The organism is uncultured Pseudoxanthomonas sp. (assembly GCF_947498795.1).
Lineage (GTDB): Bacteria > Pseudomonadota > Gammaproteobacteria > Xanthomonadales > Xanthomonadaceae > Pseudoxanthomonas_A.
Window position 1 is genome coordinate 209,737 of the sequence record NZ_CANMLQ010000001.1, and the last position, 17,812, is coordinate 227,548.

The 17,812-nt window shown below is 67.4% G+C and carries 16 protein-coding genes and 1 pseudogene; 12 read left to right on the plus strand and 5 right to left on the minus strand.

The annotated features are described in order from the left end of the window. Positions 1 to 58 precede the first annotated feature (58 nt). The 3 genes and pseudogenes from Q0907_RS00970 to Q0907_RS00980 all read left to right on the plus strand — a co-directional run bounded on the left by Q0907_RS00970 (position 59) and on the right by Q0907_RS00980 (position 3,910). Complete coding sequence (locus tag Q0907_RS00970) at positions 59 to 2,296, plus strand: TonB-dependent hemoglobin/transferrin/lactoferrin family receptor (RefSeq protein ID WP_299340606.1); 2,238 nt, start codon at positions 59 to 61, stop codon at positions 2,294 to 2,296. Positions 2,297 to 2,301: 5 nt separating this feature from the next. Then, positions 2,302 to 2,940, plus strand: coding sequence for a Hemin transport protein (locus tag Q0907_RS00975; RefSeq protein ID WP_299340609.1), 639 nt, complete (start codon positions 2,302 to 2,304; stop codon positions 2,938 to 2,940). 11 nt (positions 2,941 to 2,951) lie between these two features. Continuing rightward, a pseudogene (locus Q0907_RS00980) lies at positions 2,952 to 3,910 on the plus strand (DUF6607 family protein). 98 nt (positions 3,911 to 4,008) lie between these two features. Here Q0907_RS00980 and Q0907_RS00985 read toward each other — a convergent pair. Genes Q0907_RS00985 through Q0907_RS00995 form a run of 3 tightly spaced genes read right to left on the minus strand, consistent with a single transcriptional unit; the run spans position 4,009 to position 6,488 of the window. After that, entirely contained in the window at positions 4,009 to 5,190 is a 1,182-nt protein-coding gene (locus Q0907_RS00985) for a PDZ domain-containing protein (protein ID WP_299340612.1), read from the minus strand. 28 nt (positions 5,191 to 5,218) lie between these two features. Continuing rightward, complete coding sequence (locus Q0907_RS00990) at positions 5,219 to 5,932, minus strand: hypothetical protein (protein WP_299340614.1); 714 nt, start codon at positions 5,930 to 5,932, stop codon at positions 5,219 to 5,221. Further along, positions 5,925 to 6,488 (minus strand): sigma-70 family RNA polymerase sigma factor, encoded by a 564-nt coding sequence (locus Q0907_RS00995; RefSeq protein WP_299340617.1) that lies wholly within the window; start codon positions 6,486 to 6,488, stop codon positions 5,925 to 5,927. The genes Q0907_RS00990 and Q0907_RS00995 overlap by 8 nt, the downstream gene beginning before the upstream one ends. A 132-nt stretch (positions 6,489 to 6,620) precedes the next feature. Between Q0907_RS00995 and Q0907_RS01000 the strand changes: the two genes are divergently transcribed. The 7 genes from Q0907_RS01000 to Q0907_RS01030 all read left to right on the plus strand — a co-directional run bounded on the left by Q0907_RS01000 (position 6,621) and on the right by Q0907_RS01030 (position 12,304). Beyond that, on the plus strand, positions 6,621 to 7,586 hold the full coding sequence (locus tag Q0907_RS01000; protein WP_299340620.1) for an SPFH domain-containing protein: 966 nt from the start codon (positions 6,621 to 6,623) through the stop codon (positions 7,584 to 7,586). A 1-nt stretch (position 7,587) separates the two neighbouring features. Further along, a complete protein-coding gene (locus Q0907_RS01005) occupies positions 7,588 to 8,019 on the plus strand; it encodes an NfeD family protein (protein ID WP_299340623.1) in 432 nt (143 codons plus the stop codon). Then, positions 8,020 to 8,535, plus strand: coding sequence for a hypothetical protein (locus tag Q0907_RS01010; RefSeq protein ID WP_299340626.1), 516 nt, complete (start codon positions 8,020 to 8,022; stop codon positions 8,533 to 8,535). It abuts the gene before it with no gap. Between the two features lie 88 nt (positions 8,536 to 8,623). After that, positions 8,624 to 9,745, plus strand: a complete 1,122-nt coding sequence (gene gcvT / locus Q0907_RS01015; protein ID WP_299340629.1) for a glycine cleavage system aminomethyltransferase GcvT — start codon at positions 8,624 to 8,626, stop codon at positions 9,743 to 9,745. Positions 9,746 to 9,829: 84 nt separating this feature from the next. Next, a complete protein-coding gene (gcvH, locus tag Q0907_RS01020) occupies positions 9,830 to 10,225 on the plus strand; it encodes a glycine cleavage system protein GcvH (protein WP_296279706.1) in 396 nt (131 codons plus the stop codon). 992 nt (positions 10,226 to 11,217) lie between these two features. After that, complete coding sequence (locus tag Q0907_RS01025; protein WP_299340632.1) at positions 11,218 to 11,652, plus strand: hypothetical protein; 435 nt, start codon at positions 11,218 to 11,220, stop codon at positions 11,650 to 11,652. A 115-nt stretch (positions 11,653 to 11,767) separates the two neighbouring features. Then, positions 11,768 to 12,304 carry an SRPBCC family protein gene (locus Q0907_RS01030; protein ID WP_299340635.1) on the plus strand — a complete coding sequence of 179 codons (537 nt, stop codon included), beginning with the start codon at positions 11,768 to 11,770 and terminating at the stop codon, positions 12,302 to 12,304. 57 nt (positions 12,305 to 12,361) lie between these two features. Here Q0907_RS01030 and Q0907_RS01035 read toward each other — a convergent pair whose 3' ends face one another. Then, entirely contained in the window at positions 12,362 to 13,789 is a 1,428-nt protein-coding gene (locus Q0907_RS01035; RefSeq protein WP_299340637.1) for a serine hydrolase domain-containing protein, read from the minus strand. A gap of 307 nt (positions 13,790 to 14,096) precedes the next feature. Further along, complete coding sequence (locus Q0907_RS01040; RefSeq protein ID WP_299340639.1) at positions 14,097 to 15,740, minus strand: choline dehydrogenase; 1,644 nt, start codon at positions 15,738 to 15,740, stop codon at positions 14,097 to 14,099. 213 nt (positions 15,741 to 15,953) lie between these two features. On the opposite strand from Q0907_RS01040, the gene Q0907_RS01045 reads away from it, so the two are divergent. Next, a complete protein-coding gene (locus Q0907_RS01045; protein ID WP_299340642.1) occupies positions 15,954 to 17,321 on the plus strand; it encodes an MFS transporter in 1,368 nt (455 codons plus the stop codon). Positions 17,322 to 17,371: 50 nt separating this feature from the next. Then, entirely contained in the window at positions 17,372 to 17,722 is a 351-nt protein-coding gene (locus Q0907_RS01050) for a DUF1304 domain-containing protein (protein ID WP_299340645.1), read from the plus strand. Positions 17,723 to 17,812: the final 90 nt, after the last annotated feature.

Here is a 17,812-nt window from a genome sequence, read left to right on the forward strand (position 1 = left end):
GATTCTCCGGCCGCCAGCCTTCCGGGTCTGATCACCACCCACAGGAATGCTGTACGCCATGATGCGTCCCACGCTGCTCACCGCGGCCGTGTGGCTGGCCCTTGCCGGCCATGCCCATGCCGCTCCCGCCACCGATGCGGCTTCGCCCTCTTCCTCCAGCGCCGATGCGAATGAACTGGCGCGCATCCAGGTTACCGCCACGCGCAGCGAGCGCGCCGTCACGGACGTGCCGAACACGGTCAGCGTCATCGATCGCGAGGAACTGGACGACCGCCTGGTCCGCGACATCAAGGCACTGGTGCGCTATGAGCCCGGCGTGACCGTGACCTCCAGCTTCGGCCGCTTCGGCCTGGGTGGCTTCCGCATCCGCGGCCTGGAAGGCAATCGCGTACGCATCCAGACCGATGGCATTCCGGTATCGGACGCGTTCTCGATCGGCAGCTTCTCCAACGCGAGCCGCAACTTCGTCGACTTGGACACGTTGAAGCAGGTCGAGATCGTGCGCGGGCCGTCCAGTTCGCTGTACGGCTCGGATGCGCTCGGCGGCGTCGTGTCGTTCATCACCAAGGATCCTTCGGACTATCTCGATGACGGCAAGGATGCGTACTTCGGCTTCCGCCTCGGCTTCGACAGCAGCTGGAACGGCTTGTTCGGCAACGCCACCACGGCCTTCGGCGGCGAGCGCTGGAGCGGCCTGGTCAGCGTGGGCCACCGGCAGGGCCAGGAGACCGAAAACCAGGGCGATGTCGGTGGCGTCGGTGCCACGCGCACGTTGCCGAACCCACAGGAACGGGACGGCCGCAGCCTGCTGACGAAGCTGGTCTTCGCGCCGAGCAAAGGACAGCGGTTCCGCCTGACGGTGGAAGGCAACGAGGACAACGCCGATACCGATCTGTTGACCCAGCAGGGGTATCAATCGCTGACGCGCGCCACCAACGATCGCGTGATCGCGCGCGACCACCAGACGCGTGCGCGCGTCGCCTTCGCGCATGAGTGGGACAACCTTTCGGCGGCATTCGCCGACAGTCTGGACTGGCAGGTCTACCGCCAGGACAGCGAGACCACCCAGTACACGCGCGAGGAACGCGCGCTGCCGGCGCCGACGCTGCGCGACATCCGCGAGCGCGAGTTCAATTTCGACCAGCGGACCTATGGTCTCCAGGCGAATTTCCGCAAGGCGTTCGGCACCTCTGTTCGCCACGACCTGATCTATGGCCTGAACCTCGCACGTACCGAGACACGGCAGAAGCGCGACGGTCTGCGCACGTTCCCGCTGACCGGCGTGAGCACGCCGGTCATGTCGCCGGATACGTTCCCCGTGCGCGACTTCCCGGTGAGCAAGACCACAACGGCCGCCCTGTACGTGCAGGACGAGATCAGCTTCGCTGACGGCGCGTTCCGATTGGTTCCGGGCCTGCGCGTGGACCACTATCGCCTCGATCCGCAGCACGACGCGATCTTCGACGCCGACAATCCGGGCGTGGCGCTGGCGGACATCCGCGAAACCAGCGTGTCGCCCAAACTCGGCATGGTGTGGACGTTCGCGCCGGCGTGGTCGCTGTTCGGTGGATATGCGCATGGCTTCCGATCGCCGCCGTACAACGACGTCAACATCGGGTTCACCAACGTGCAGTTCGGGTACACCGCCATCGCGAACCCGGACCTGAAGCCGGAAACCAGCGACGGCGTCGAACTGGGCGTGCGTTATGCAGGCGAAGTGGCGTATGCGAGCTTCTCGGGCTACTACAACCGCTACGACGACTTCATCGAATCGATGCGGCCCATCGGCTACAACGACGACGGGCTGATGGTCTACCAGTCGCAGAACATTTCCGAAGCGCAGATCCATGGCCTGGAGCTCAAGGCGGGCCTGGACATCGGTGCGCTGTCCGATGCGTGGGCGGGCTGGTCGTTGCGCGGTGCGGCCGCGTGGTCGCGCGGCAAGGACCGCAGCACCGATACGCCGCTGGACAGCGTGGACCCGCTGACCGCGACGCTGGGCCTGGCATACGACGCCTCGTCGTGGGGCGCGGAACTAGCAGGCCGTTTCGTGGACCGCAAGCGCCGCGTGTCGGACCCGGACTACTACCGCCAGGCGGGCTATGGCGTGCTCGACCTGTACGTGCGCTGGAATTTCGCGCCTGGCGCGAAGTTCAACGTCGGCGTCTTCAACCTGGCCGATCGTCGCTACATCGACGCGGGCGACATGGCGCTCGTTGCCACCGGCAGCACCACGCTCGATCGCTACACTGCGCCGGGCCGCACGCTGTCGGCCAGCGTGGCGGTGAGCTGGTAACCGCCATGCCGATACTGCGGGCACTCCCCGGTTCCGTCACGGGCGCATCCACGGATGCGTTCCCGGGCGCCGCGCAACTCGCGGCGTTGGGACCGGTGTTGTGCCTGTATCGCACGCAGCACGGCAGCGAACTGGCAGGCTGGCAACAGGCGGTGCGGGTGGAAGCCCGCGCCGGCGTGGGCAGCGACGGTCTGGACGAACGATTGCTGTTCTTCGACGCGCAGGGACGGTGCTGCTGGCGTCTGTGCCTGTTGCCGGACAGCGATTTCGTGGCCTGGGATCGCCTGGTGGCGTCGCTGCCGCAGGGCGCCGACGGTGAAGCCGCCGGGCTGGCCGACCGCCTGTGGCAACGCCTCGCGGGGCGCTTGCTCGGCGGGCAGTGGCGCGCGTGCGCGCTGCAACTCCATGCGGTGCCGCAGCCCGCCTCGTTGCCGGTGCTGGCCGCCAGCCTGTCGTTGATGTCGGTGTTGGGCGTCAACACGGCGCGTCGCATCGCCCACGCGGAAGGCGCGGAACTGGAAAGTGGGCTGCACGACTGCTGCTGCGCATCGTCGACCCGCTACAACGCGTCCCTGCCTGGCGCGGATCGACAGACCCCCATGGAGGCGGGCGACAAGGTCGTGCCGCTGATCAGACTCAAATGAGAGAAGCCACCATGAAAACACCGGTCGCCACCCTGCTGTCCACCGCCTTGCTGCTGGCCGCAGGCCAGGCCTTCGCCGCCGACCCTGCCCGCGATCGCCAGTCGATCCTGGCGATGCAGGGCGATTACACCGTCGACTTCGCCTTCGACGAAACCGTCCTGCTGCAGCCGGGCTACGAGCGGCAGGCGGCCAGCGCAGCGGCGGCGATGAGACCGTCATCGTCGTCGAAGACACGCCGAGCCGGATCGTCCTCCAGCACATCCTGGTCGACGCCAAGAGTGGCCACGTGACCAAGCACTGGCGGCAGGACTGGACCTACGAGGCACCTACGCGCTTCGAGTTCAGTGCCGATCAGACCTGGAGCGTCCGCGCGATCCCTGCCGATGCGACGCGCGGCGCGTGGACGCAGTGCGTGTATGAGGTCAGCGATGCGCCGCGCTACTGCGGTACCGGCCGCTGGGAGTACACCAACGGCGTGACGACCTGGACCAGCGATCTGAGCTGGCGGCCGCTACCACGTCGCGAGTACACCAAGCGCAGCGACTACAACGCCCTGTCGGTGGTCAACCGCCACACGCTGACGCCGAACGGCTGGACCCACGAGCAGTTCAACACCAAGGTCCTGCGAAAACCTGACGGGGCGCAGGTGGAACTGGCGCGCGAGTTCGGCTTCAACGATTACATCAAGACCACCGAGGTCGACTTCAAGCCCGCGCGCGACTACTGGCAGGCGACGGCCGGCTACTGGGCCAAGGTGCGCGCGCATTGGGATCGATTCCTGTCCCGCGCGCCCGGCGTCCACCTGAAAACCAAGGTGGATGGCATGGCGATGATCATTCCGTTGTTCACCCAGGCCGGCGACGTGCAGGAAGGCAAGATGGTGGCGGATGCGGCCATCGCCAAGGTGTTCGCCGACTGGGTCGAACCCGCACCCGCAGAACGTGCCGCGGCGGCCGGGCAATCGCGCTGAAGGTTCTCTCCGGCACAGGGACGTGCCGCCTTTGCAGAAAAAGACCCCCGCGGTTGCGGGGGCAGGGGATTCATCGGTTTCTCTTCTAGTAATACGTGTCAGAGCAGCGTGCTGCCCTTGCCGGATGGCGGTACGGGCGCAGCAGGCGGCGGGGGCGGCAGCGGCATGTCGCCGCCGTCGTCTTCGAAGGTCTGCACCTTGCCGTCCTGGTCGACGATCATCACGCGCCGACGCTCCACGACGTTCGGCGCCTTGCCGGCGGTCTCGGCCGTACGCGGCTTCACGACCACACGCGATGTCGAGGGAAAACGGAACGCCGCGGCTTTCGGTACGGTCACGGTGCTGGTCCGGGTCTGGCGGTCCCGCAGGTATTCGATCGCGACCTTGGCGTCTTCCGGCTTGTCGCGGAGCGCCTGCGTGACGTCGCGAGGCGAGGTGACGGTTGCGCCGTCGATCTTGCGGATCACATCGCCCGCCTGCAGGCCCTCGAGTTCCTCGCCGACAGACAGCACGAGCACGCCGGCGTCCGTGCCGAAGTAGCGACCCAACGAAGCATCCACCGTCGCCAGGTTGAGGTTGCTCCAGCGGAAGGCATGGGCGAGTGCGGGCAGCTGGCAGTCCTCGCCCTTGCAGTCGCCCAGTCGCCCGAGCTTGCGGAGCTCGAGCTGGACTTCGGGTGCGATGACGGTGCTGATCTCGCCCATCGGCAGGGGCACGCCTTCGATCCTCGGCATGCCGCCGTCGGCGCTGCTGAAGAAGACGGCGCCCGGACCCTGGCCGGCGAATGCTACGCGCGGCGATACCTGGGTGGGAGTGACGCTCGCTTCGTGTGTTTTGCCGTCGCGCTGATAGGTGACGTGCACGGGGGTATCCGCCTTGAGGTTGGCCAACCGCGCGCGCGCGTCGGCCACGCGGGCGTCGGCGGTGGCGCCACCGATCGTCTCGCCGGCCACGCGCAACAGCCGATCGCCCGCCGTCAGGCCGGCCTTGGCCGCGCCGCTGTCCGGCGTCACGCCCGTGATGCGCACGCCTGCCGCGTCGTCGCCCGAGAGCAGCACGCCGAGGCGCGGCCGACGCACGACGATGTGATCGATGTCGACGGGTGCGCGCATGGCGCCGGCGTCCCGCGAGAGTTCGGCGACGCGTTTCGCGGCGCGCTGCAGGTCCGCGCGGGCGGCGTCCAGTTCCCTCTGTTTCGCCGCATCGCCCTGCTGGGCCAACGCCGGCAGCGGTGCGATCAGTGCAAGGGCCAGCAGCGACCGGGATAGGGGCTTGAGCATGGAAGGTCTCCTTGTTGCGTGTTCTGGATCAGTAGATGGCGCTGTCGGCGGCGGTATCGTTCAACGCGACCTGCCAGCGTTGGGTGGCTTCCACGCCGGTGAGCTGGCGCAGCGTGTCGACGCGCTCTTCCCACAGCGCGGTGCGTGTGGCCTCGGACAGGGCGGGTTGCGAGAGGGCCAGGTCGATGTGGCTGACCTGGTCCTGCAGGTCGGCGCTGACGGTGAGGGCCGCCACGTTGCCGGTACTGCTGTCGGGTAGTTGCGCCAGCACGGCTTCGAGTCGCGCGGATTCGGTGTAGAGCGCATCGAGACGGGCCGGCTCCGCCGGCGCACGAACAGGCATAGGGCGCGCAACGGCTGGACGCGGCGACGGCGCGTCAGCGATCCGTTGCGTCGTGGAGACACCCACGGGTGCGGCGGCGGGTTCGGCGGCGACGGATCGCGCCGGCATGTCCGGAAGCGCCGGTGCCGTGGCCACGACCCCAGGCGCGCGTTGCGACGGCGGCATCGGGGTCTGTGCATCCCGCCAGTGCATCAACGGGATCACGGCGGCGAAGAAGGCTGTCGCGGCCATCGCGAGGACGGGACGTCGCCAGCGCACCGGACGTGCCGGCACGCGCGCTGGCGGCAGTGCAGCGACGACGCGCTGCCATGCGCCGTGAGGCGGCGTTTCCAGCGGCAGGGCGCAGAAGGCATCGCCCCAATCGCGCGGCATGGGTTCGCGGGAACGGGAATCAGGCATGGACGGTGTCCTCGATGTTCAACAGCGCCCGCAGCCGGCGCGTGCCGCGGGAGACCTGCGATTTGGAGAAGCTCGGCGTGCGCTGCATGAGCCCGGCGATCTCCTCGTGGGTATAGCCCTCGGCGTGGTAGAGCCACAACACGCTGCGGGTCGCCGCGGGTAGCGCTTCCAGTGCGCGCTGCAGCAGCGCGGCGTCGGCCGCGGCCGCGGGGGGCAGGCCCTGGTCCTGCGGCAGGTCGTCTTCCTCCACCGAAATCTCGGCAACCAGTCGCTTCTGCCGGCGCAGACGCAGCAGGGCTTCGTTGACCGCGATCTGCCGCAGCCACCCCCAGAAGGGGCAGTCGGCGCGATAGTCCGGTAGGTGGTGGAACAGCTTCAGCATGGTGTCCTGCAGCACATCGCCGGCCTCCTCGCGGTCGCCGCAGATGCGCAGCGCCAGCGTGAACACCGGCCGCTCGAACCGTCGGTAGATCTGCTCGAACGCCTCCCGGCAGCCGGTGCGCGCGCGGGCGACCAGGGCGTCGGGGATGTCGATGGCGAACTGCGATCGGCTCAAGCGGGGAAATTCGTCGGGGTTCGGAGGTAGGGATGCGGCGGAAGGCAATACCGTCGCAGGGGCGGTGAAGTTCCCGTCGGCGCCCTGCCTCCGGCGCCTATAATCGAGGCCACATCACGGGAGGGGGCCAGCATGGATTTCGGTATTTCGACACTCGTGGTCGCGGCGGTGGCGCTGTTCATCGTCGTGACCTTCTTCAAGGGCGTCCGCGTCGTCCCCCAGGGGTACGAGTTCACCGTGGAGCACTTCGGCAAGTACACCCACACCATGTCGCCCGGCCTGCACTTCCTCATCCCGTACATGCAGAGCATCGGCCGCAAGGTCAACATGATGGAGCAGGTGTTCGAAGTGCCCTCGCAGGACGTCATCACCAAGGACAACGCGGTGGTGAAGGTGGACGGCGTGGTGTTCTTCCAGGTGCTGGACGCCGCCAAGGCGGCCTATGAAGTGTCCAGCCTGGACCAGGCGATGATCGCCCTCGTGCAGACGAACATCCGCACGGTGATCGGTTCGATGGACCTGGACGAGTCGCTCAGCCAGCGCGAGACGATCAACGCCAAGCTGCTCGGCGTGGTGGACCATGCGACCAGCCCGTGGGGCGTGAAGGTCAATCGCATCGAGATCAAGGACATCCAGCCGCCGCGCGACCTGGTCGACGCGATGGCGCGGCAGATGAAGGCCGAGCGCGACAAGCGCGCCTCGATCCTGGAAGCGGAAGGCGCGCGGCAGTCGGAAATCCTGCGTGCAGAGGGCGACAAGCAGAGCGCGATCCTGGAAGCCGAAGGCAAGCGCGAGGCCGCCTATCGCGAAGCCGAGGCGCGCGAACGCCTGGCGGAAGCCGAGGCCAAGGCCACCGAACTGGTGTCCAACGCCATCGCGCAGGGCGACGTGCAGGCGATCAACTACTTCATCGCGCAGAAATACGTGGAAGCGTTCAAGGAACTGGCCACCGCGCCGAACCAGAAATTCGTGCTGATGCCGATGGAGGCCAGCGGCATCATCGGATCGATCGGCGGCATCGCCGAACTCGCCAAGGAGGCGCTGGGCAAGCAACAGGTTGCTGCGCCGCCGCGCCCGCCGCGCGTCCCGGGAGGCTGACATGAGCATCAAGTTCGCGTTCTGGGCGATCGCGGCGCTGGTGCTGTTCGCGGCGGAAGCGATGGCGCCGGGCGCCTTCATGCTGTGGTTCGGCTTCGCGGCGGTGGCGATGGCGATCGTGGTGCTGGCCGCCCCGGGCGTGGGCTGGCTGGCGCAGGTCGTGCTGTTTTCCGTGCTCGCCGTGATCTCCGTGGCGGTCTACCGCAAGTGGTTCCGCGGCAAGGGGCGGCAGAGCGACAAGCCGCTGCTCAACCGCCGCGCCGAGCAACTGGTGGGAACCGTCGCCACGCTCGACCAGCCCATCGAAGGCGGCCGCGGCCGGGTCAAGATCGACGATGCGTTCTGGACGGTGGAGGGTGCCGACCTGCCCGTCGGCACGCGGGTGCGGGTGATCGCAGTGAATGGCATGACACTGAAGGTGCAGGAGGCGTAAGTGGGCGTTCCGCGGCTGGCGTGGTCGATGTCGGTGCTGGCGCCGTTGGCGGTGGCGGCGACGGACCTCGTCGGCAAGGTCATGCCGCCTTACCCGGACGGGCTCGACGAGTTGGGTGGTAGTTGCGTCTCGGAATCCGCGGATCCGGCCCGCGTCTGCGATTACTCCGTCGGCGTGCTGGCCGCACCCGCCGCCAGGATCGATGGCGACCCCGTGCCGCGCTTCGTGGTGGCAGGCCAGTTCGCCGGCCGCGACGGCGCCCGTGCGCAGTGGCGCATCACCGATGCGCTGCCGTATCCCACCGGTCGGACCGGCTACTACCTTCAGTTCGGCACCTGCCGCGTGAACGGGCGCGACGACGCGCGCGTGGCGGCGATCGTTCGGCAGCACGACACCGCGACGGAATGGCTGAAGGATGTCGCGTGGGCGGGCCGGCTGCGGTTGCCGGATGGCCGCTTCGAGGTGCTGGAGGCGCGTTCCGTGGACTGCATCAACGAGGCCTACTACGGCCTTTAGCGCGCGGCGTACGACGGCGCTCCGTCGTGCCGCACCGCGCTGGTGCGTTCTGGGATAATAGCCCTCTTTGTCCGTCCCGGAATCCGTCATGACCCAGAAGACCATCCTCAACGACACCCATCGCGCGCTCGGCGCGAAGATGGTCGACTTCGGCGGCTGGGACATGCCGATCCACTACGGCTCGCAGATCGAGGAGCATCACCAGGTGCGCCGCGACGCCGGCATGTTCGACGTCAGCCACATGACCGTGGTCGACCTGCGCGGGCCGCGTACGAGGGAATTCCTGCGCCAACTGGTCGCCAACTCGGTCGACAAGCTGCAGAAGCCAGGCAAGGCGCTGTACACGGCGATGCTCAATGCGCAGGGTGGCGTCATCGACGACCTCATCATCTACTTCCTGGCGGAGGACTTCTTCCGCCTGGTGGTCAATGCGGCCACCCGCGAGAAGGACTTGGCGTGGATCACCGCGCAGGCGGCGCCCTTCGACGTCCAAGTCGCCGAGCGCCCGGACTTCGCCATGGTGGCCGTCCAGGGTCCGACCGCCCGCGAGCGCGTGCACGGGCTGTTGCGGGAAGAAGACCGCGCGAAGGTCGGCAAGCTGACCCGCTTCGCCGCCGCCGACGCCACCAGTACCCAGGGCGTGCCGCTGTTCGTCGCGCGCACCGGTTACACGGGCGAGGACGGTTACGAGATCGTGCTGCCGCAGGCGCAGGCGGTGGCGTTCTGGAACGCGCTGCTCGATGCCGGCGTCAAGCCGGCAGGCCTGGGCGCGCGCGATACGTTGCGCCTGGAGGCCGGCATGAACCTGTACGGCCAGGACATGGACGACACCGTTTCGCCCTACGAAGCGGCGCTCGCCTGGACGGTCGCACTGGACGAAGGCCGTCCGTTCACCGGCCGCGCCACGCTGGAGGCGCAGAAGGCGACCGGCGCGGCGCGCCAGATGATCGGCCTGGTCATGGACGAGAAGGGGGTGCTGCGCCACGGGCAGAAAGTGCTCACCGCCCATGGCGACGGCGAGATCCTGTCTGGCACCTTCTCGCCGACGCTCGGCAAGGCGATCGCGTTCGCGCGCGTGCCGGCCGGCGACATTCCGCTGGGCGCCGCGGGCGGCGTACGCGTGGACATCCGTGGCAGGGACGTGCCGGTGCGCGTCGTGAAGTTCCCGTTCGTGCGCGACGGACAGCCGCAGCCGGGTGTCCTGGAGTGAGCCGCGACTGGCAGCCTTCACTTCCGCATTCCTCCGCTAAACTATCGTTCCCTTCCCGACCCACGCAGCGATCCGGAGCACCCCATGAGTGAGATTCCTGGCGATCTGAAGTTCCTGAAGTCCCACGAGTGGGCCCGCGTCGAAGCCGGCGGTCGCGTCACCGTCGGCATTTCCGATCACGCGCAGGGCCTGCTGGGCGACCTGGTCTACGTCGAGCTGCCCAACGTGGGCGACCGCATCGAAGCCGGCAACGCGAGCGCGGTGGTCGAGTCGGTCAAGGCGGCCTCCGACGTCTACAGCCCGATCACCGGCAAGGTCGTCGAGGTCAACGCCGCGCTGGCCGACAAGCCCGAAACCATCAACGAAGACGCCTACGGCGAAGGCTGGATCTTCGTCCTCGAAGCCGAGGAGCCGGAGCAGCTCAACGACCTGCTCTCGCCCGACGACTACGCCGAGCTGATCGAAGACGAAGACCACTGAGGCAATCCTGCAGGCGGTCCCCGACGGGGAGCCGGCGATGGCGGACGATGATCCGCCGCTGCCGGCTCCCCGTTTCGTTTCCGACGCGGCGCAGCGCGCGGAACAGACGGCGGGGTGCGTCGTCGCCGTCGCGCGCCACCTTCCGCGGCGGGAAAAGTGGAATGGCGGGTACGCGCCGGACGTCACGCGTTCGTGCGGCGGAGTGGCATGCGCGGCAGGCGATCGCGAGCGTTCTCCCATCGACGGCATGGTTTCGAACGTCGCGATGCGTCGCCTGGCGAAGAAAAAAGTTTGCGCAATTTGGCGCAATCGGGCTTGTGCGACGCGAAATCCGACACCCCAGACGAAAGTTTTTTTTAGCCGCCGTTCAAGCCATCGGCGTGCACGTCGGTGCGACCGCATGGCATGCCGCGCCGCGTGGCCGACGCGTGGTGCGCGCATGCGCCATGAAAAAAATGCGCGTTTTACCGATGTTTTTTTTCACGCGCATGTCAGTGGGTCGCGTCGAGGGCATCCGCCATCGCCACAGGACGGTGGTTCCGCGCGCTCGCTGCCGCCGTGTCGCCGGGAGGGGCGTCGGAAAAAAGTTGCGCGAAGGTGTTGACACCTTGAAAAACCGTGATTAGGTTTCGCCCCAAGCAGCACCGGCTGCGGAAGCGAGTGAGTCGAATCAACACGACAGCGCGAGAGACAACACAGCCCATCGTCCGCACCCAGATCGCGGTGGACGCAGGCCTCGCTTCCCCCGGAAAAACGCAACGCACCCTTTCCACCGCACCCGTGTCGCCTGGCGACGCGGGTGTTTTCGTATTTGTAGGGAGCCGGGTTTCGCACGCCGGGCGCCCTGGGGAATCCGTATCGCCGCGCGTGTCGCGACGACGGCTGCCGGCGGGTCCGACTCCCGCGGCGTTTCTTGCAGCTGGGCCTGCCTCCGGGCAGATGTGCTGTAACCAGACGTAAAAATCCATAGTTCACTGACGAGGAGCCATCACATGGCAATGAAGAAAGCTGCGAAGAAGAAACCGGCCGCCAAGAAGGCTGCCAAGAAGGCCACCAAGAAGTCTGCTGCCAAGAAGACCGTGAAGAAGGCAGTGAAGAAGGCTGCCAAGAAGGTCGCCAAGAAGGTCGCCAAGGCCAAGAAGGCAGTGAAGAAGGTCGCCAAGAAGGCTGCGAAGAAGGTAGCCAAGAAGCCGGCGAAGAAGGCCGCCAAGAAGACCGCGAAGAAGGCCACCAAGAAGGTAGCCAAGAAGCCGGCCAAGAAGGTTGCCAAGAAGGCCGCCAAGAAGACCGCGAAGAAGGCTGCCAAGAAAGTAGCCAAGAAGCCGGCCAAGAAGGCCGCGAAGAAGGCCGCCAAGAAGCCTGCCAAGAAGTCCAAGAAGAAAGCGGCCCCGGTCGCGCTGCCGGCCACCCCGGCTCCGCTGATCTAAGCCCACCCCGGTTATCCGTAACACCATGGACTCTCTCCCTGTGCCCAGCGGGGGGAGAGTTTTTTTATGCGCGAACCGCTAGGCTGCCGCTTTCCGGATGCCGACGGGGTGGCGCGTGAAGTTCATCAAATGGGTGCTCGCGGCCATTGCCGCACTAGGGCTGGTGTTCGTGGTGGGCGGGTTGTTCCTGCCGTCGACCACGCATGTCGAGCGCACCGTCGTCATCAAGCGCAGCCCCGGACCCGTCTTCGACACGCTCGACTCATTCCGGCGCTTCAACGACTGGTCGCCGTGGGCGGAGTATGACCCGCAGGCCAGGTACACCTTCGAAGGTCCGGACCGTGGCGCGGGCGCGCGCATGCGTTGGGTGGGCAACCGGGCAGTGGGCAGCGGCAGCCAGGAGATCATCGCCAGCGAGCCCCAGCGTCGCATCGTGGTGGCGCTGGATTTCGATGGCAGCCAGGCGCAGGCGACCTATCTGATCGCGCCGGAAGGCGACGGAACGCGCGTGACCTGGGCGTTCGACAGCGCGCACGGGTTCAACCCGCTCAAGCGTTGGCTGGGCCTGCTGTTCGACCGGATGATCGGTGCGGACTACGAGAAAGGGCTGTCCAGGCTCAAGGCGATGCTCGAACAGGACGCGCAACGCTGACGACGACGGCTACCCGGTCGATGGTTCCCCATCGCACCGGCAGGGTCCGATGAGTGCTCAGCGCGGCGATGCGGTCGCGCGCTGCGAAGAAGTCCCGCTGTCCTTCCGGTTGTCGACCGGCGTTCCGTCGGGCGACTCGGCGAGCAGCAGATCGTAGTCGGCAGGCGTTTCTACCCACGGCTGGCCCGGCAGGCCCATCGCACGATCGAGGATGGTCGGCAGCAGGCCGGACGGCAGCGAGCTGTCGCTGTTCCACACCAAGGCCACGCCGAGATCCTGCCCCGGCACGAGGGCGACCAGCCCCCGGTACCCCTGCACGGCACCGGCATGGAAAACCACCTGCTGGCCTGCGTAATCGAACACGCGCCATCCCAGCGCATAACTGGCGGAGTTGACGCGCTCCCGGCGCCAGCCGCCGCGCATTTCCCCGGGCGTCGTCACCACCGGTGCATGCAGCGTCGCCAGCAGGGGCGCGGGCAGCACGTCGGGACGATGACCTGTCTGGGCGATCAGCCACTGCGCAAGATCGCTGGCGCTGGCGTTGACCCCCGCCGCCGGCGGCAGGCGGTAGTAGGTGGGCTTCGGCGTGAGCGACACCCAGCCATTGCGGCTGCGCACGTGCGGACGCGCCCAGCGCGTGCTGCCTTCGATGCCGGCCAGGCCCATGCTCGCATCGTTCATGCCCAGCGGCTTGAAGATGCGGCGGTCCACCGCCTGGTCGTAGAACGTCCCGGACGCAGCGAACACCACGTCGCCGATCAGGCTGAAGGCGACGTTCTGGTAGGCGTAGCACTCGCCGGGCGCGCACTTCAGCGGCGCGTAGGCCAGCTTGCGGGCCACGTCGTAGTACTCGGCATTGGCCTCAATGTCGCGATCGAACGCGTTGTGCGCCTGCAGGCCCACGCTGTGGCTGAGGACATCCGCGACGGTCACGTGCGCCGTCGCATTGGCATCGCTCAGCTGGAACCCCGGCACGAACTGGTTGACCTTGCTGTCCCAGCGCAACGACCCGTCCTGCACCATCAGGCCCGTCAGCGTGCTCGCGAAGGCCTTCGACAGCGACGCCAGCCGGAACACGGTGTGCGAGTCGACCTGTTGCGGGTTCACCACGTCGGTGACGCCATAGCCGCGCGCGCTGAGCACGCGGCCGTTGTGCACGATGGCCATCGCCAGGCCAGGCACGCGCTGGCCGACCGTGAGGTGCTCGGCCATGGTTTCGAACGCACGCACGTCGAAGCCCGCCGCGAGCGGCTGGACGTTCTGCTCCGCCAGCGAGGTGCGGTAGGGACGCGGCTGCGTGGGCGACATGTAGGGCGCCGTGCTGGCCGCCGCATTGCCCGTCGCCGCGGCGGCCTGCGGGCCTTGGCCGGCGGCCTTCCAGCTCGACGGTGTCTGCGCCGTGGACGAAAGCGTCAGCGGCAGCAGCAAGCCGATCATGCCGACACGGAAGACATGGCGCGATCGCCGGCTTTTCTTGGGGTTCATCGTGCGTGGCGCCTGCGTGAGCGGATGCTGTCTGGGATCATAACGCCGCTTTTTTCGGTTGCACAAACAAGGAGAGGTTCCGTGTGCATGTTGTTCATCCTGTTGCGGATTGCGGATGTGCGGAACGTCCCAATTCAGCAAGGTGGACTGCCCGCGATGCGAGGGCTTGCATCGCGTTCAGGAAGATCCACTAGACCACATGCAAGTGCCGCGCCAACAAGGCGCACGCCAGCGCGACGCGCGGGCATCCGCTGAACAGATGCACGGCTCGATCGCCGCGTGGGGGCTGTGTGCGGCGGGTGCGAACTCAGGCGACGGTGGCCAGTGCGCTCGGTGCCGTGTGTGCCGGGAGGTCGTCGCCACACAAGGTGGGACGGCAGCGGATCAGATCCGACGCACGCTCGGCGATCATGATGGTGGGTGCGTTGGTGTTGCCGCCGATCAGCGACGGCATCACCGAGGCGTCGATCACCCGAAGCCCCTCGATGCCGCGCACGCGCAACTGCGGGTCGACGACGGCGTCCTCATCCTCGCCCATGCGGCAGGTGCCGACCGGGTGGTAGACGGTCTCCGCCTTGGCGCGGATGAAGTCGACCAGCTCCGCATCGGACAGGTCGGTGCGGCGGGGATGGATCGGTGCTCCGCGGTAGGCGTCGAACGCGGGCTGGGCGAACAGCTCGCGCGACAGCTTGGCGCACTCGACCATCATCTTCAGGTCGAAGCCTTCCGGGTCGCTCAGGTAGTGGGCTTCGATGCGCGCGTCGGCACGAGGATCCGCGCTCGCCAGCGCGATGCGGCCCCGGCTTCTCGGGCGCAGGAAGCAGGCATGCAACGTATAGCCGTCGCCGGGCAGCCGGTGACGACCGTGGTCGTCCAGCATGGCCGGCACGAAATGCATCTGGATGTCGGGGCGGTCGTCCGGAGCCAGCGGCGAGCGCACGAACGCGCCGGCCTCCGCGATGTTGCTGCTGCCCGGGCCGCGATGCCCGCGCAGGAAGTAGTCGAAGGCCGTCTTCAGCTCGCTGGTACGGTCGTAGGTGATGCGCTGCGTACTGTGCTGCAGGGTGCAGATGTCGAGGTGGTCCTGCAGGTTGCGGCCGACGCCGGGCAGCGCGTGCCGCACGCTGATGCCCGTCTGCTGCAGGTGATCCGCCGGGCCGATGCCGGACAGCATCAGCAGCTGCGGCGAGTTGATCGCGCCGCCGCTCAACAGCACCTCGCGTCCGCACCGCACGACGATCTCATGGCCGCCGCGGGCGTACGCGACGCCGACGGCGCGTCCCTTCTCCAGCAGGATGCGCCGCACCAGTGCGCCAGTGACGATGTCGAGGTTCTGGCGGTCGCGCGCCGGGTCCAGGTAGGCCACCGCCGCCGAACAGCGTGCACCGTCCTTCTGCGTCACCTGGTAGAGCCCGAAGCCCGCCTGCGTCGGACCATTGAAGTCATCGTTGCGCGCGAAGCCGGCCTGCACCCCCGCCTCGACGAAGGCTGCGGACAGCGGATTGGTGTAGCGCAGATCGGACACGTGCAGCGGGCCGTCGCCGCCATGCAGCGTGTCCGCACCGCGGGTGTTGTGTTCCGAGCGGCGGAAATAGGGCAAGGCGCCGGCCCAGCCCCAGCCGGCGGCACCGGCAGCCGCCCAGTCGTCGTAGTCCTGCGGCACGCCGCGGATGTAGCACATCGCATTGATCGAACTGGACCCGCCCAGCACCTTGCCGCGGGGCCACCACAGGCGACGGTTGTCCAGGTGCGGCTCGGGCGCGGTGTCGTAGTTCCAGTTGACACCCTTCTGGCCGACCAGCTTGGCCAGGCCGGCGGGCATGTGAATGAAGGGATGCCAGTCGCGCGGCCCGGCTTCGAGCAGCAGCACGCGGCACGCCGGGTCTTCGCTCAGGCGGTGGGCAAGGACGCAACCGGCCGATCCGGCGCCCACGATGATGTAGTCGTACACATGCTGCCCTGTTGCGAAGTCCGGCCGAACCTAGCGGCGGGGGATAGAGCAAATGCTCGGGCATTCGACGCGTCCGGCGCCGGGGACGCGCACGGCGGGATTCCGGCGGAGCGCATACCCGGAAAGGCTGGCGATGTTGCAGTGCATCGGATACCGTGCGCGCCACAGGCGGGCGGTGCCCGCGTCCCGATGAAACGATCGCAGGCCGCGCCCATGGACCCGTCTTCACCCGCGACCACCCGGTTCGGCCGATTCCGCACGGCGCTGTCGGAGTCGCCGCCGCTGCTGTGGGCGTTCGTGTATTTCTTCTGCCTTCTCAGCGGTTACTACGTGCTGCGGCCGGTGCGGGAAGCGATGGCGGCCTCCAGCGACATCGAAGCGGTGTTTCCGCCGGCACTGATCGCCTTCTTCGCCAGCCGTGGCATCGCGCTCAGCGAATTCACGCTGCAGTTCATCTTCAGCGCCGTGTTCGTCATCATGCTGGTGCTGCAGCCGGTCTATGGCTGGCTGGTCAGCCGCTTTCCGCGCCGGGTGTTCCTGCCGGTGATCTACGGCTTCTTCATCGCCACGCTGCTCGTGTTCTACGCCATGTTCGACAGTGGCATCGCGGGGCGCGGACTGGCCTTCATCCTGTGGATCACGGTATTCAACCTGTTCGCGGTCGCCGTGTTCTGGAGCTTCATGGCGGACGTGTTCACCAATGCCGAGGCGCGCAAGTTCTACGGGTATATCGGCGCAGCCGGCACGATGGGGGCATTCCTGGGGCCCGTGCTGACCAAGACGCTGGTGGTGCGAGTCGGCATTCCCAACATGATGCTGGTGTCGGCCTTCCTGTTCTCGGTCTGCGTGCTCTGCATCTTCAAGCTGCGGACGTGGGCGGTCGCCCGCGAGGCGCTGCGCGAGCAGGTCAGCGGCGAGATCCCCATGGGGGGCGACGTGCTGGCGGGGTTGAAGCTCATCGCGCGCGAGCCGCTGCTGCGCTGGCTGGCCGCGATGGTGGTCATGGGCGTCGGCGTGGGCACGCTGCTCTACAACGAGCAGAATGCCATCGCCCGCACGATGTTCAGTTCGGCCGAGCAGCGCGCCGACTACTTCGCCACGCTCGATCTCGCGGTGAATTCACTGACCCTCGTGGTGCAGCTGCTGGTGACGCGCTTCCTGCTGTCGCGCTTCGGCATCGCGCCGGCGCTGCTGATCCCCGGCTGCGCGATCATCATCGGGTTCTCGATCCTGGCCGCATCGCCGCTGCCCATGATGATCGCCATCGTGCAGGTGGTCACCCGCGCCAGCGAGTTCTCGCTGGCCAAGCCGGCGCGCGAGACTATCTACACGCGGGTCGGCCGCGAGTGGCGCTACAAGGCGGGGGCGGCGATCGACACGGTCATCTATCGCGGCGGCGACCTCAGCTTCGTCTGGCTGCACAAGCTCCTGTCCGCGTTCGGGTCGAACGTCGTGTTCGGTGCCGGCCTGCTGGTCGCCAGCGCCATGACCTTCAGCGCGTGGCGCCTGCTGCGCGAAGAGTCGAAGCTGCCGTCCGAACGGGCGGCGAGCGACCCGTCGACGGCCACGAGGACCTCCTGACGTCCTTGCACGATGCCGCTATGCTGCCCGGCACATGACGGGAGGCCTGGATGGACGTGATCGCTTCGGTGTTGGTGGTACTGGTGGCGGTGCTACACGCCTGGTTCCTGGTGCTGGAAATGTTCCTCTGGACCAAGCCCGCTGGTCTGAAGGCCTTCCGCAACACGGCCGAGAAGGCCGAGACCACCCGCGTGCTGGCGGCCAACCAGGGGCTCTACAACGGCTTCCTCGCCGCCGGCCTGTTATGGGGACTGTTCACCGCGCAATGGAACGTGGTGGTGTTCTTCCTGCTGTGCGTGGTCGTTGCGGCGCTGTACGGCGCATGGAGCGTCAGTCGGCGGATCTTCTACGTGCAGGGCGTGCCGGCGATCGCGGCGTTGGCCGCTATCTGGCTTCTCTGATCCGGCATTTAAACCGATGTGGGAGCGATGTGAGTCGCGACCGCTCCCTCCGGCAGGTCATCTTCGCGGACGGATGTTATGCGTCGCGAC